Origin of the sequence: Rhodococcus daqingensis, from assembly GCF_042665615.1 — a bacterium.
Lineage (GTDB): Bacteria > Actinomycetota > Actinomycetes > Mycobacteriales > Mycobacteriaceae > Rhodococcus_G > Rhodococcus_G daqingensis.
In genome coordinates, this window is record NZ_JBHTCS010000017.1 from 89,775 (window position 1) to 102,711 (window position 12,937).

Here is a 12,937-nt window from a genome sequence, read left to right on the forward strand (position 1 = left end):
CACCTGGCTCAGAGGCCGAGCGGGCGGGCGAATCCCGGCGGGATCACGATGTCCGCGGCGGTCAGGTCCTGCACGGACGAATGCCCGAGACCCAGTAGCGCGGAATCGATTCCACCGCGGAGGATGTCGAGCACGTTCTCGACACCCGCCTGGCCATTGGCCGACAGGCCCCACAGGTAGCCACGGCCGATCATCACCGCGCGGGCACCGAGGGCGACCGCCTTGACGACGTCGCTGCCGCGCCGGATGCCACCGTCGAGCAGCACCTCGATCTCGCTTCCGACCGCCTCCGCGATCGCGGGCAGCGCCCGGATCGGTGCCGGGGTGCCGTCGAGGTTGTTGCCGCCGTGGTTCGACACCGAGATCGCGGTGACGCCCGCGTCGACCGCGCGCTTGGCGTCGTCGACCCGCATGACGCCCTTGAGCATGAACGGCCCGCCCCACTGCTCGCGCAGCCACGCGACGTCCTCCCACGACGGGAGCGGCGTGCCCATCCACTCGCCGTACGCGCCGAAGAAGGTCGGGGCCTGCTCGCCGGGCGCGGCCAGGTTCGGGGTGGTCAGGTCCGGCACCCGGCCGGTCTTCGCGAACTCCCACAACCACTTCGGCCGGGTGATCGCCTCGGGCGCGAACCGGACCATGGCCTTGAGGTCCATCTTCTCCGGGATCGCCGGGCTGCCCCAGTCGCGTCCGTGCGAGAAGGACCAGTCCAGGGTCATGATCAGCCCGGTCGCCCCGGCCGCGCGCGCCCGCTCCATGCGCTGCAGCAGCACCTCCCGGCTGCCGACCCAGTACATCTGGAAGAAGGTCTGCGGGTTGGCCGCCGTCACCTCTTCGATCGACTTGCTCGCGAACGAGCTCAGCCCCATCGCGATGCCGCGGGCGGCGGCGGCCCTGGCGACCGCGACCTCGCCGTCGGGGTGCACGGCCTGCACGCCGGTCGGCGAGATCAGCACCGGCATCGAGATCGGCTGGCCCATCACGGTGGTCGACAGGTCGCGCTTGTCCGACAGTCCCGCGACGTGCGGGGCGAAACCGAGCTCACCGAAGGCGGAGGTGTTGTCGTCGAGGGTCAGGCCCTGCTCCGAACCGGCGATCAACGCGCCGTACACCGACTTCGGCAGCCGCTTCTTGGCCCGCCGCTGCGCCTCGGCAACGGTTTCGAACCAGGCATTCTTGGCCATCACTGAACCTTCTCTACTGAGGTGAACACGTCTCGTCTATTTCATTCCCGCAAGCGGGTTCTCGTCGCAGACCTTGGCCGGCGGGCGCACCATCAGCTGCAGGGGGACGGGCGCGCGGGGGGTGCGGCGGTTCCCGGTACGGGAGTGGTCGACGCTGGACTTGGGGATCTCGCCGCGGGTGCCCGCGAGGGCGGTCTCGCCGTAACCCTGCACGCACTCGGGGTCGGGGCCGTCCATCGGCAGACCGGTGAAGAACTTGGCCGCCATGCAGCCGCCGCGGCAGGAGTCGTAGTGGTCGCACTTGCTGCACGCGCCGCCGGTCTGCGGGGAACGCAGCTCGGCGAACAGGTCCGAGTGCTGCCACACGTGCTGGAAGCCGCCGTCGGCCACGATGTTCCCCGCCAGGAACTGCTCGTGGATCGCGAACGGGCAGGCGTACACGTCGCCGACCGGGTCGATCAGGCACACCACACGCCCGGCACCACACAGGTTCAGGCCCGGCAGCGCATCGCCGTAGGCGGACAGGTGGAAGAACGAGTCGCCGGTCAGGACCCCCTCGCCGTTCGCGACCAGCCAGTTGTACAGCTCGCGCTGCTGCGGCTGCGTGGGGTGCAGCTCGTCCCAGACATCGGCGCCGCGACCGGACGGGCGCAGTCGCGTGATCCGCAGCGTCGCACCGTACTTGTCGGCGAGCGCCTTGAACTCGTCGAGCTGGCCGACGTTGTGGCGGGTGACGACGACGGAGATCTTGGCGTCCTTGAAACCCGCCTCGGCGAGGTTCTCGAGCGCGCGGACCGCCATCGCGAACGATCCGGGGCCGCGGACCGCGTCGTTGACCTCGGCGGTGGCACCGTCGATGGAGATCTGCACGTCGACGTAGTCGCTGGCCGCGAGTCGCGCGGCGACCTTCTTGTCGATCTTCACACCGTTGGTGGAGAACTTGACGCCGACCTGGTGCTCGGTGGCGTAGTCCACGAGCTCCCAGAAGTCCGAGCGGACGGTCGGCTCGCCGCCGCCGATGTTCACGTAGAACACCTGCATCCGCTGCAGTTCGTCGATGATGGACTTGCACTGCTCGGTGCTCAGCTCGCGCGGGTCCCGCCTGCCGGACGACGACAGGCAGTGCACGCAGGAGAGATTGCAGGCGTAGGTGAGCTCCCAGGTGAGGCAGATGGGCGCGTCGAGTCCGAGTTCGAACTGGTCGACGAGCCGACCGACCGGGGCCGGGCGATCGAGCATGGAGGTCATGGGCTGTGTCCTCGAGGTGTGGGGTGGCGGATCGGGCGGGCTCAGGCCGCGGTCGTCCCGGGCACGATCATCTTCGAATCGGCCAAGGTCGCGAGCGCCCGGGCGTAGGTGTCCACCTGCGCCTCGGCGATACCCGCCGCGCGGATGGCCGTCCTGGCGTCGGGATGGTCGGGCAGGGCCCGCACGATCTCGACGATGGTGCGGTTCTTCAGGAACGAGAGCTTCCTGGTCCCGAAGTGGTAGAGCAACGCCCCGAAAGGTTCGGGGCGCAGCGCCACCTGCGGGTGAAGCTTCCACCCGGTGTCGAGATCCACGGTCAGTACACGCCGCACATGCCGTCGATCGAGACCTCTTCCACCAAGGCCTCCTCGACGAGCTCGGTCCCGGCGACGACGCTTTCGCGATGCTCGGACATCTACATACCTCCTATGTCAGGGTTGGCGTCAGTCACGGCGATCTGTTCGCTGTGACTCGGCTCACCACACTAATGGCATCGAGTGCACAATGAAAGGTCCGGAGGGGAAATTGACGCAGGCCGGCAGTAAACCCGCAGGTCGCATCGGTCGTCGACCGTCGACGACGCGCGATCGGATCAGCAATATCGGCATCGAACTGTTCGCCGAGCACGGTTTCGAGGAGACCAGCGTCGATCAGATCGCGGAGGCCGCCGGCATCGCCAGGCGCACCTTCTTCCGCTACTTCCCCTCCAAGAACGCGGTGCCGTGGGGCGACTTCGACCTGCACCTGGCGAACATGCGCGAACAGCTCGCCGAACTCCCCCGCGACATCCCGCTGGCCGAGGGGCTCGCCTCGGCCCTGCTCGAGTTCAACAGCTTCCCTCCCGCGGTGGCAGCACTGCATCGCAAGCGGATGGAGATCATCCTGCAAGCCCCGGCGCTGCAGGCGTATTCGATGGTGATGTACGACGGCTGGCGTGGCGTGATCGCCGACTACGTGGCGGACCGGATGGACTGCCGACCCGGCGACCACCTGCCGCGCACGATCGGCTGGATGGTCCTCGGCATCGCGCTCTCCGCCTATGAGCAGTGGCTCACCGACGACACCCTGGAGCTACCGGATCTGCTCCGGGCCGGCAGCGAGGTCCTCTCGCACGGGCTCGGCGCCTCCGTGGCCGGATGCGACTGACCAGCCCGATCGCCGCCCCGGGGTGGCTCGGCCGACCATCCCTGAGCTGCCTCATCCCGATTATCGGGATCGCCCCTCTGCAATTTACGATCCACCTGGTTGCATGATTTCCTGCTACATTCGAAACTAGAACACGTTCCAACTTTTGATGCACCCCCGAGAGGATCCGACGCAATGACCACCGTTGACATGCCGCACAGCTCCAGGTCGGTTGTCCTCACCGTGTCCGGGGTCGTCGAGGAGACCTCCGACGCCCGGTCGCTGGTGTTCGCGGTCCCGGACGAGCATCGCGGCAAGTTCGACTACAAGCCCGGCCAGTTCCTCACGCTGCGCATTCCCAGCGACCAGACCGGGTCCGTGGCCCGCTGCTACTCGCTGGCCAGCTCCCCGTTCAGCGACTCCGAGCCGAAGGTCACGGTCAAGCGGACCGTCGATGGGTACGGCTCCAACTGGCTCTGCGACAACGTCAAGGCCGGGGACACCATCGAGGTGCTGCCGCCCTCGGGCGTGTTCACCCCCAAGTCGCTCGACCACGACTTCCTGTTGTGGGGCGCGGGCAGCGGGATCACCCCGGTGATCTCGATCCTCAAGTCCGCGCTGACCGAGGGCACCGGCAAGGTGGTGCTGATCTACGCCAACCGCGACGAGAAGTCGGTCATCTTCGCCGACGAGCTGCGCACCCTCGCCGCCCAGTACCCGACCCGCCTGACGATCGTGCACTGGCTCGAAACCCTGCAGGGACTGCCGACGCCCGACCAGTTCGCCACCCTCGCCAAGCCGTTCGGCGGCTACGAGTCCTTCATGTGCGGCCCCGGGCCGTTCATGGACACCGTGCACAAGGCGCTCGCCGAGGCGGGCGTCCCGCGCACCTCGGTGCACGCCGAGGTGTTCAACTCGCTGGCCGGCGACCCCTTCCAGGACGTCGAGCTCGAAGAGGTCACCGAGGAGGAGGCCGCGGATGCCGCGAGCGTCGCGGTCACCCTGGACGGCGAGACCCACGAGCTGACCTGGCCCCGCAAGCAGACCCTGGTCGACATCATGCTGGCCAAGGGCCTGGACGTGCCCTACTCCTGCCAGGAGGGCGAGTGCGGGTCCTGCGCCTGCACCGTCCTCGAGGGCAAGGTCGAGATGGAGAACAGCGAGATCCTCGACCCCGAGGACATCGCCGCGGGCTACATCCTGGGTTGCCAGGCGCGACCGGTCACCGACAGCCTCAAGATCGAGTTCTAGGCGGCTGGCGCCGCCCGTGCGCGTTGACCGAGTCCCCACACTCGTCGAGCGCTCACGGGCGGCGTAGCCGCCTGTATCGCGCCCGGGCGTCCGCGTCCAGGTGCTCGGTGGCGTAGCTGAGTGCGGTCGCGCCCATCCCGGCGGCGTGGTCGTCGAGGAATCCCGTCAGCAGCGCCCGGTCCACCCGTTTGCCGACCTCACGCAGCATCCAGCCGAGTGCCTTCTGCGTGAGGTCGCGGCGGTCGTCGAGGAGCCGGGCCGCCAGGTCGAGCGTCGTGGTGGCGTCTCCGCGGCGGATGAAGCCGAACGTGGTCAGGAGCGCCACCCTGCGCCGCCACAGGTCGGGGTCGGCGCCGAGCTCATAGACCAGGTCCCGCGGGCGGTCGAACAGCCAGCCGCCGAGCACGATCTCCGCGGAACTGTCGACGAGGTCCCAGTTGTTCACCCGGCCGCGCAGCACCGCGGCCAGATAGAAGTCGGCGATCCGCTCGCGCTCGGCATCGTCCCGCGTCCGCGGCTTCGAGGCCCTCGTGAACCGGCCGCCCAGAATCACCAGCGCGGCCAGGCGGTGCTCGTGCACCGCGCTGTCGAGCAGCGCGTCGACCTCGGGCAGCGGCAGGTCCGCGAACCGCTTCGCCACCTTTCGGGTTGCCGGCACCCGGACGCCGATGAACACGTCGCCCTCGCCGTACTCCCCCGGGCCGGTCTTGAAGAACCGCTGCAGTCCCGCGGCGTCGGCCGGGCTCGCCACCTGCGCCAACGCCCTGGTCACCGTCGCTGCATCATCCATGACCCGACCCTGCCAGAAGGCCGGGCCGAGCGAATCCGAACCGGTCCGACAGCGCTATTGATCGGCCGGTCAATCAGGGTTATACCTGAGGTAGCGGGTTCCCTCTTCGAGGAGGCAGGAAATGAAGGCATCAATGGCTCGGTGGCAGGATTGGGCCGCCGTGGTGATCGGCGTGGTCGTCGCGCTATCCCCGCTGTGGATGGACACGAACGACGCCGCGATGTGGTCGATGATCGTGCTGGGTGCACTGGTGGCGGTCGCCGGGTTGGCGCACATGATGTCGGCAGAGATGCCGGCGCTCCCGTGGGCGATGGGCGTTCTCGGCGTGCTGATGTTCCTCTCTCCGTGGGTGATGGGCTTCGCCGACATGGCAGGCGCCGCCTGGACCTCATGGATCGGCGGAGTGCTGACGGTTCTCACGGCGATGGCCGCGATGCCGGAGGGTTCGAGGCTGCACATCGGGCACGGCGGCGGATTGGCGACACATCACTGACAGATCGTCGATCACTGACACAATCGAAACGACAATCCCCGAGCTGGGGCGAGCGCCGACTGCCTCGCCCCGGTCATCGGATATCCGGGCGCGGTCGGACGACCTCGTCTGGCGAGACCCGTTTGGAGGCAACCGAATGCCAGGTCCGCGCCAGCGCCGGACGGCCAGCGTGGACGGTGACGCGAGGGAGTTGATCCTCGATGCCGCCGAGGAGCTCATCGCCGAGTCGGGTTTCGACGCGACCTCGACGGCGGCCATCGCGAAGAAGGCGGGCGTACCGAAGGGCCTGGTCTTCTACTATTTCCCGACCAAGTCGGCGATCCTCACCACGCTCATCGCCGAGCGCCTGCCCGCGGAACCGCTGGCCGACGTCGCCGGTCTGGTGGTCACCGGCGAACCGGAGTCGACGTTGGTCAACCTCGAGGCCGCGCTCAACCTCAGGGACCACCACTCCTCGGTGATGCGGGTGATCATCTGGCGCGAGGCGGAGACCCACCCCGCCGTCCGCGCGCACCTGCGACGTTTTCGCAAGTACCTGCACGACGCGACGGTCGAGGTGCTGCGGGCCAGCTCACCGGTCGCGGTGTCCGCGCGGGTGCTCGATTCCTGCGCGACCACCTGGGTTGCCGCGATGTTCTCCGTCGCCAGCATCGACCGGCTCCGCGACCTCGACGGCTCACTCGAGCACCGAGAGGACCTGGGCGGCGTCGCCCGGGTGGTGGCCGCGGGACTCGCACAGCTCAGCACGCCCTGACGCGCGGGCGGCGCGGCCGCGAACTAGCCGAGCAGGCGGCCGGCCTCGAACGCCGCGGCGCCGGCGGGCAGCGCACCCGGTCGCCCACTGAGCAGCACCGACACCGTGCCGCTTCCGCCCGCGTCCGTGCCGAGCGCGTCGATGCGCCGGATCGTCTGGGCGGCGACCGCCTCCGCGCTGTCGAACAGGGTGACGCCAGCGGGCAACTGGTCCGCGATCTCCTGTGCCATCAGCGGGTAGTGGGTGCAGCCGAGCACCACGCCGTCACAGTCGGCCGGGGTGCGTGCGACGGCGTCCGCGATGGCACGCTTGGCCAGGTCGGTGTCGCCCAGGTCGATCGCCTCGGCCAGCCCGTGACACGCGACCCCGACCACGGCGGTGCCGTTGGCGAACCGCTCGATCAGGTCCGCCTGGTATCGACTGGCGGTGGTGGCCGCGGTGGCCCAGATCGCGACCGACCGACTGGCCGCGGCCGCGGGCTTGATCGCGGGCACGGTCCCGATCACGGGGACCGCATCACCCAGCCGTGCCCGGACATGGTCGAGCGCGGTCACGCTGGCCGTGTTGCACGGCAACACGACGACCTCGGCACCCAGGTCCACCGCGTGCTCGGCGGCCCCGAGCACCCGGTCGATCACCCACTGCTCTGGCTTGGGCCCCCAGTGTGCGCCGTCCGGGTCGAGTGAGAGCAGCAGATCCAGGTCGGGACGCAGGCGCCGCAGCCAGGCCGACGTCGGCAGCAGCCCCAGGCCGGAGTCGATGAGCGCAACAATCACCCGACAAATCTATCCCGACGCCCTCTCCGGTCCGTCCGCCGATCCCACCGACCCGCGTCAGCCGCCCCTGCCGCGGTCCTCGCTCAGGCGCCGGAACATCGCGTTGACACCGGTCCACGCGACGATGCGCTCGCCCAGGCGCGGTGCCATCGCGGCCACGGACAGCAATGGCCGGACCGGCGCCCCGCTCTCGATGACCTCGGGCAGGTCGCGCCGGATCGCCGTCACCACCCTGTTCGCCACCGTCGTGGTCGTGGTCTCGCCGATCACGCGGTTGGACCGAAACCCGCGCTCGACCATCCGCTGGTACATGCCGTCCCCGGCGATGAATCCGGGGCACACGACGGAGAAGCCGACCGGCGACTGCCCGTACTCGGCCCGCAGCGACTGGGTGAGCCCGATCAGCGCGGCCTTGGTCGCGGAGTAGGGCTCGCAGAACGCCGGTCCGACCTTGCCCGCCATCGAGCTGACGAACACCACGTGCCCGCGCCCGCGGCGCAGCATGCCCGGCAGCACGTGGCGGGTGAGCAGCATCGGGGCCGTCAGGTTGACGTCGACCATCGCCGTCAGCTCCGCCTGGGTGAGGTCGGTGAAGGCGGCGACGTTCTCGACGCCCGCGTTGTTGACCAGAACGTCGATCGGCCCGAGGGCTTCCTCGGCGCGAGTGAGGAGGGACCCGACCGCCCCGAGGTCGGCGAGGTCGGCGGGCACGGACTCCGCGCGGACGCCGAGCGCCCGCGCGTCCGCCGCCGTGGCGGCGAGGGCGTCCACGCGCCGACCGGAGACCACGACGTCCATGCCCTCGCCCGCAAGCGCGCGGACGAGCACGGGGCCGAGCCCGCCCGACGCCCCCGTCACCAGGGCGACGCGGCCTCGCAACCGTTCCATGCACCCGAGCCTTCACCGCCGACGGAGCGGAAGTCAACGCCCACCATCGCCCCCGTCGGCGGACCCGACCGCCTCGTTCATCGCGGCCAGGAACCGCGTCACCGCGGCCAGCTCCGCCTCGTCGAACTCACCGATCGAGGCGATCATCCGGCCGATCAACGGCCCGAAGAACGACCAGCCCAGGTACTTGGCCTGCTCCTGCACCCGCAGCAGCACCCGGCGGCGGTCACCGGGGTCCGGCGTCCGGCCGATGTGGCCCGCCCGTTCCAGTCGGTCGAGCAGGGCGGTGGTCGCCGCCGAGCCCAGGCCCAGCTGCCCGCCCAGCCAGCCCGGCGTCGCGGCGATCCCGGCCCGATCTGCGTCGAGCAGCGCGATGAGCGCGCGGAGGTCGGTCGCGTGCAGGCCGTTGCGGCTCGCGAACGCGGCACCGAACCGATCCAGCTCGACGGTCAGCCTGCGCAGCTCGTGCACGAGCTGCAGTGCCGCGCCGGGGTCATCGGTCGCGCTCACTGCCCTGGACCCACGATCAACTCCTTGATTCGTATCTCTCGATGAACAATTATCTCTATCATCGAGATTATCTGATGCCGAGGGAATCCGGGGGCGGTCCATGGACGACGACACGCAGATCCGCACGAAAAGCCGGTTCGACGCCGCCTACGACGCGGTCCTCGCCCGCTGGCACGAGGTGACGGTCCTGGAGACCACATCCGAATTCGGCGTCACCCGCGTACACGCCTGCGGGCCGACCGGCGCGCCGCCGGTTCTGCTGCTCCACGGCGGCGGCGCCACCTCGACCGCCTGGTCCGCGGTCGCGACCGCGCTCGGCCGGACGCACCGGGTATACGCCCCGGACCTGATCGGGGACGCCGGACGCAGCGTCCCCGGCGACCGGAGGCCGCGCACCCCCGCGGACCTGATCACGTGGCTCGATACCGTGCGGGCCGAACTCGGCCTGCCGCGGGCCTCGCTGATCGGACACTCCTACGGCGCGTGGATGGCCCTCGCCTACGCGCTCAGCCGCCCCGACGCGGTGGACCGGCTGGCCCTGGTGGACCCGACGAACTGCTTCTCCGGACTGCGGGTCGGCTATGTGCTGCGATCGCTCCCGATGTTGCTGCGCCCCAACGAGAGCCGGGTCCGGCGATTCATCGACTGGGAGACGCGCGGACGGGCGGTCGACCCGGACTGGCTGACCGTTTACGCGCTCGGCGCCGCGGGGTCCCCTCGGCCGCGGGTCGTACTCCCAAAGCAGCCGTCCAGGACCGCGCTCGGCGAGCTGCGTGTCCCGACCCTCGTTGCGCTCGCAGAGGATTCGCGGGCGATCGATACCGACCGGGTGGCCGCGGCGGCACACGGAACCCTCACGGACATCCGGATCGAGGTCCTGCCGGACAGCAGTCACCACAGCCTGCCCGGCAACGAACCGGGTCAGCTGACCACGATCCTCGCGGATTTCCTTTCCTAGCAGCTCTTCTCGCGTCAACGCACCAGCAGCATGCAGCCGGCGACGGTCGCGCCGCCGATGCCGACGACGGCCACCTCGGGCGGGCCGTCGAGCTGGGCACTCGACTCGCCACGCAGCTGGGACACCGCCTCCGCGACCAGCTCCAGCGCGGCCGACCGCCCCAGGCCCAGTTGGCCGCCGTGCGGGTTGAGCGGCAACGCGCCGGCTCGCGAGATCCGCTGCCCCCCGGCGACGAACGCGCCCGCCGTCCCCGGCGCACAGAACCCGAGCGCCTCCAGCCACATCAGCGCCAGGAAGCTGAACTCGTCCTCGAACAGCGCGACATCCACATCCCCGGGGCCGAGCTCAGTGCCTTCCCAAAGCCTTTCGCCCGCATCGTGGATAGCCATTCCCGTCAGGTCGGCGCGCTGTTCCCAGAGCGGGCTGGCGCTCCGTGCCGACGCGACGGCCTCGACCGTGACCGCGGGGCCGGGCAGATCCTCCGCCATGTCGCCCGGGCTGATCAGCACGGCCGTCGCCCCTCCCGCGGGGAGCGCGCGATCGTGCACACAGAGCGGGTCGGCCAGCATCGGGGCGTCGAGGTACTCCCGAAGCCCGATGCCCCGCCCACCGTTTCGGCCTGCGGTCAGCGCGATCTGGGCCAACTCGACCCGGGTCAGCCCGAACGCCTCGATGTAGCTGCGCGCCGCGAGTGCGGTCGTCACCAGCTCCGTTCCGGCCCCGTAAGGTGCGTGCCACTGTGCCCACCCGGACACCGACGACCGGCCGGGGAAACGCCCTGCGGCGGTCCGCGCGGGCGCCGGCGAGTCGCTCGCCTCGATACACAGCACATGGGTGGCCAGGCCGGAGATCACCGCCGCCACCGCGGCCGACACCGCCGCGAGCACCCCGAGTCGATCGGTTTCCACTGTGCGCCAGGAGAGTTCCAGGCCGAGAGCGTCGCCGAGATCGGCAGCATCCGGCAGTCCGCAGGCGACGAGGCCATCCACGGCGCCACCGGTCAGGCCCGCATCGGCCAGCGCGCCGCGCGCGGCCAGGGCGGCGACACCAACATCGGCGACCTCCGGACCGCGTGGCACCCGCCCGATTCCACTGACCACCGCCCCTCGCGTGATCACGACACGGCCTCGAGCCGGTCCTCCGGCAGCTCCAGCTCCTCGACCTCGGCCAGCGGAAGCCAGATGTCGCCGCCGATGTGCTCGAAGTACAGCCGGATCGGCGTGTCCACCCGCAGGGCGCCCGGCTCCACCCCGGTCAGGCCCAGCAGCAGCCGGATGCCCTCCTCGAGTTCGACCACCGCGACGAAGTAGGGGCGGGGCTGCACTCCCGGGTCGCTCCGCGGGCTCCGCTCCTGCCCTCCCGGGTCGCTCCGCGGGCTCCACGCCTGGTCATGCACCTCGGTCCAGGTGAGCAGCACGCCCTTTCCGGTGACCTGCTCGATGGTGAAGTCCGTGGACCAGCAGTGCCTGCAGCACCGCGACGGAGGGAACGACCACCGCAGGCAGTGCACGCACCGCCGCACCGACAATCGCCCGGACGCACCCGACGTCCAGTGCGCGGCGGTCAGATCCGTCAGCTCCGGCAGCGCCCGCTGGTCGTGGACCATGCATTCACGTTAGACGCCCGCAGCCTCGAGCACCTCGGTGATCGGCACGCCGTTCGCGATCTTCGCCCTGGTCTTCATCACGGCTCCCGCGAGCCCGCCGCCGACCACGGCGACGAGAACGCCGTCGCGCTCGTAGTACGCGAGGAACTTGCGGCCGTCGTCGCGGACCAGGTGCACGGTGTCCGTGGCGGACGGCTCGCCGAGCGCCTGGATCTTGATGTCGTACTGGTCGCTCCAGAAGTACGGGACCTGGCCGGGACCCGCGGGCGCCTCGGCACCGACCAGCGCGAGCGCCAGCGCCTTGGCCTGGTCGCCCGCATTGGTCCAGTGTTCGACCCGCCGATGGCCCTCGGGATGGCGCCAGGCGGCGACGTCACCGACCGCCCACACGTTCGGGTCGCTGGTCCGGCCGCACTCGTCGGCGAGCACCCCGCCGCCCGCGCGCGGCTCGGCGACCTGCACGCCCGACCCGTCCAGGAGCTCGGTGACCGGGACAGACCCGATGCCGATGACCACGAGGTCGGCGGCGACCTCGGTACCGTCACCGAGCACGGCACCGGTGACCCGGCCCTCCCCGAGCAGGGCGGTGAGGCCGACCCCCGTACGCAGGTCGACCCCCTCCTCGCGGTGCAGCCTCGCCACGAGGCCACCGATCCGCTCGCCGAGAACGGAGGCCAGTGGGGCCGGCTGCGGTTCGACCAGGATCACGTTCATGCCGCAGGCGCGCATGCTGGCAGCGAGTTCGCACCCGATGAAGCCGGCACCGACGACAAGGGCGGTCTTGCCGGGGGCGAGCTCCGAGCGCAGGCCCATCGCGTCCTCGAACGAGCGCAGCACGTGCACGCCTTCGAGCTCGGCCAGCCCGGGGATCCGGCGCGGGACGAGCCCGGTCGCGATCACGAGCTGGTCGTAGTCCACGGTCGATCCATCGGCGAGGGTCACCGTGCGGGTGCCGGTGTCGACAGCGGTGACCGCAGCACCCAGGCGCAGGTCGATGCGCTGCTCCTCGAAGAACTCGGCCGGCTTGAGGGTGACGTCGTCCCGCTCGCCGCGGACGACCTCCTTGGACAGCGGGGGCCGGTCGTAGGGCAGGTGCGGTTCGGCGCCGATCAGCGTCAGTTCGCCGTCGAAGCCCGCCCGCCGCAGCTCCTCCGCGGTCCGTAGACCGGCCAGCCCGGCACCGACGACGACGACCCGTCCAACGCTCATCCCGCTCAACCTCTCACCCGATGGATCGTTGTGCGCCCACGTGGGCCACGCACACTTCATACCAAACTGACACGTGTTCTAGATAGCGTGCCCTAAGGGACGGGGGAAAGCCACACCCTCACCCGTGCCGATCGGGAGCCGCGCC

The 12,937-nt window shown here is 70.3% G+C and carries 16 protein-coding genes; 5 read left to right on the plus strand and 11 right to left on the minus strand.

Annotation, left to right across the window (positions count from 1 at the left end):
• Positions 1 to 8 precede the first annotated feature (8 nt).
• From mftD to mftA, 4 genes are read right to left on the minus strand one after another with little or no spacing between them, the layout of a single operon-like run.
• On the minus strand, positions 9 to 1,184 hold the full coding sequence (gene mftD / locus ACFQS9_RS14500) for a pre-mycofactocin synthase MftD (protein WP_378405809.1): 1,176 nt from the start codon (positions 1,182 to 1,184) through the stop codon (positions 9 to 11).
• A gap of 36 nt (positions 1,185 to 1,220) precedes the next feature.
• Positions 1,221 to 2,432, minus strand: coding sequence for a mycofactocin radical SAM maturase (gene mftC, locus ACFQS9_RS14505; protein WP_378405811.1), 1,212 nt, complete (start codon positions 2,430 to 2,432; stop codon positions 1,221 to 1,223).
• A gap of 41 nt (positions 2,433 to 2,473) precedes the next feature.
• A complete protein-coding gene (gene mftB / locus ACFQS9_RS14510) occupies positions 2,474 to 2,764 on the minus strand; it encodes a mycofactocin biosynthesis chaperone MftB (protein ID WP_378405814.1) in 291 nt (96 codons plus the stop codon).
• Positions 2,749 to 2,847, minus strand: coding sequence for a mycofactocin precursor MftA (mftA, locus tag ACFQS9_RS14515; protein WP_072750957.1), 99 nt, complete (start codon positions 2,845 to 2,847; stop codon positions 2,749 to 2,751). The genes mftB and mftA overlap by 16 nt, the downstream gene beginning before the upstream one ends.
• 89 nt (positions 2,848 to 2,936) lie before the next feature.
• Here mftA and mftR point away from each other — a divergent pair, with 89 nt between their 5' ends.
• Both mftR and ACFQS9_RS14525 read left to right on the plus strand, forming a co-directional pair.
• Positions 2,937 to 3,578, plus strand: a complete 642-nt coding sequence (mftR, locus tag ACFQS9_RS14520; protein ID WP_378405816.1) for a mycofactocin system transcriptional regulator — start codon at positions 2,937 to 2,939, stop codon at positions 3,576 to 3,578.
• A gap of 174 nt (positions 3,579 to 3,752) precedes the next feature.
• A complete protein-coding gene (locus ACFQS9_RS14525) occupies positions 3,753 to 4,808 on the plus strand; it encodes a 2Fe-2S iron-sulfur cluster-binding protein (protein WP_378405818.1) in 1,056 nt (351 codons plus the stop codon).
• Positions 4,809 to 4,860: 52 nt separating this feature from the next.
• On the opposite strand, the gene ACFQS9_RS14530 is transcribed toward ACFQS9_RS14525, so the two are convergent.
• Entirely contained in the window at positions 4,861 to 5,598 is a 738-nt protein-coding gene (locus ACFQS9_RS14530) for a DNA alkylation repair protein (protein ID WP_378405820.1), read from the minus strand.
• 121 nt (positions 5,599 to 5,719) lie between these two features.
• Between ACFQS9_RS14530 and ACFQS9_RS14535 the strand changes: the two genes are divergently transcribed.
• Both ACFQS9_RS14535 and ACFQS9_RS14540 read left to right on the plus strand, forming a co-directional pair.
• On the plus strand, positions 5,720 to 6,091 hold the full coding sequence (locus ACFQS9_RS14535) for an SPW repeat protein (RefSeq protein WP_378405822.1): 372 nt from the start codon (positions 5,720 to 5,722) through the stop codon (positions 6,089 to 6,091).
• A gap of 136 nt (positions 6,092 to 6,227) precedes the next feature.
• Complete coding sequence (locus ACFQS9_RS14540; protein ID WP_378405824.1) at positions 6,228 to 6,845, plus strand: TetR/AcrR family transcriptional regulator; 618 nt, start codon at positions 6,228 to 6,230, stop codon at positions 6,843 to 6,845.
• 23 nt (positions 6,846 to 6,868) lie between these two features.
• Here ACFQS9_RS14540 and ACFQS9_RS14545 read toward each other — a convergent pair whose 3' ends face one another.
• Genes ACFQS9_RS14545 through ACFQS9_RS14555 form a run of 3 tightly spaced genes read right to left on the minus strand, consistent with a single transcriptional unit; the run spans position 6,869 to position 9,019 of the window.
• Positions 6,869 to 7,621, minus strand: a complete 753-nt coding sequence (locus tag ACFQS9_RS14545) for a glutamate racemase (protein ID WP_378405826.1) — start codon at positions 7,619 to 7,621, stop codon at positions 6,869 to 6,871.
• Positions 7,622 to 7,678: 57 nt separating this feature from the next.
• Positions 7,679 to 8,509, minus strand: a complete 831-nt coding sequence (locus ACFQS9_RS14550) for an SDR family NAD(P)-dependent oxidoreductase (RefSeq protein ID WP_378405828.1) — start codon at positions 8,507 to 8,509, stop codon at positions 7,679 to 7,681.
• Between the two features lie 33 nt (positions 8,510 to 8,542).
• The gene (locus tag ACFQS9_RS14555; RefSeq protein ID WP_378405830.1) at positions 8,543 to 9,019 is read right to left on the minus strand and encodes a MarR family winged helix-turn-helix transcriptional regulator; all 477 of its coding nucleotides are present in this window, start codon (positions 9,017 to 9,019) and stop codon (positions 8,543 to 8,545) included.
• A 100-nt stretch (positions 9,020 to 9,119) separates the two neighbouring features.
• Between ACFQS9_RS14555 and ACFQS9_RS14560 the strand changes: the two genes are divergently transcribed.
• Complete coding sequence (locus tag ACFQS9_RS14560; protein ID WP_378405832.1) at positions 9,120 to 9,977, plus strand: alpha/beta fold hydrolase; 858 nt, start codon at positions 9,120 to 9,122, stop codon at positions 9,975 to 9,977.
• 14 nt (positions 9,978 to 9,991) lie between these two features.
• Here the strand turns inward: ACFQS9_RS14560 and ACFQS9_RS14565 are convergent, their stop codons facing one another.
• From ACFQS9_RS14565 to ACFQS9_RS14575, 3 genes are read right to left on the minus strand one after another with little or no spacing between them, the layout of a single operon-like run.
• Entirely contained in the window at positions 9,992 to 11,056 is a 1,065-nt protein-coding gene (locus ACFQS9_RS14565; RefSeq protein WP_378405834.1) for a thiolase family protein, read from the minus strand.
• A gap of 35 nt (positions 11,057 to 11,091) precedes the next feature.
• Positions 11,092 to 11,583: a Zn-ribbon domain-containing OB-fold protein gene (locus ACFQS9_RS14570; RefSeq protein WP_378405836.1), complete on the minus strand. Its 492-nt coding sequence runs from the start codon at positions 11,581 to 11,583 to the stop codon at positions 11,092 to 11,094.
• Positions 11,584 to 11,592: 9 nt separating this feature from the next.
• The gene (locus ACFQS9_RS14575) at positions 11,593 to 12,792 is read right to left on the minus strand and encodes an NAD(P)/FAD-dependent oxidoreductase (protein WP_378405838.1); all 1,200 of its coding nucleotides are present in this window, start codon (positions 12,790 to 12,792) and stop codon (positions 11,593 to 11,595) included.
• Between the last annotated feature and the right edge of the window lie 145 nt (positions 12,793 to 12,937).

Excerpts from the sequence above, each read along its gene's own strand:
- ACFQS9_RS14575 (WP_378405838.1), bottom strand. The coding sequence starts at position 12,792 with ATGAGCGTTGGACGGGTCGTCGTCGTCGGTGCCGGGCTGGCCGGTCTA.
- ACFQS9_RS14535 (WP_378405822.1), top strand. The coding sequence starts at position 5,720 with ATGAAGGCATCAATGGCTCGGTGGCAGGATTGGGCCGCCGTGGTGATC.
- ACFQS9_RS14550 (WP_378405828.1), bottom strand. The coding sequence starts at position 8,509 with ATGGAACGGTTGCGAGGCCGCGTCGCCCTGGTGACGGGGGCGTCGGGC.
- mftD (WP_378405809.1), bottom strand. The coding sequence starts at position 1,184 with ATGGCCAAGAATGCCTGGTTCGAAACCGTTGCCGAGGCGCAGCGGCGG.
- mftR (WP_378405816.1), top strand. The coding sequence starts at position 2,937 with ATGAAAGGTCCGGAGGGGAAATTGACGCAGGCCGGCAGTAAACCCGCA.
- ACFQS9_RS14540 (WP_378405824.1), top strand. The coding sequence starts at position 6,228 with ATGCCAGGTCCGCGCCAGCGCCGGACGGCCAGCGTGGACGGTGACGCG.
- ACFQS9_RS14530 (WP_378405820.1), bottom strand. The coding sequence starts at position 5,598 with ATGGATGATGCAGCGACGGTGACCAGGGCGTTGGCGCAGGTGGCGAGC.
- ACFQS9_RS14525 (WP_378405818.1), top strand. The coding sequence starts at position 3,753 with ATGACCACCGTTGACATGCCGCACAGCTCCAGGTCGGTTGTCCTCACC.
- ACFQS9_RS14570 (WP_378405836.1), bottom strand. The coding sequence starts at position 11,583 with ATGGTCCACGACCAGCGGGCGCTGCCGGAGCTGACGGATCTGACCGCC.
- ACFQS9_RS14560 (WP_378405832.1), top strand. The coding sequence starts at position 9,120 with ATGGACGACGACACGCAGATCCGCACGAAAAGCCGGTTCGACGCCGCC.
- mftC (WP_378405811.1), bottom strand. The coding sequence starts at position 2,432 with ATGACCTCCATGCTCGATCGCCCGGCCCCGGTCGGTCGGCTCGTCGAC.
- mftA (WP_072750957.1), bottom strand. The coding sequence starts at position 2,847 with ATGTCCGAGCATCGCGAAAGCGTCGTCGCCGGGACCGAGCTCGTCGAG.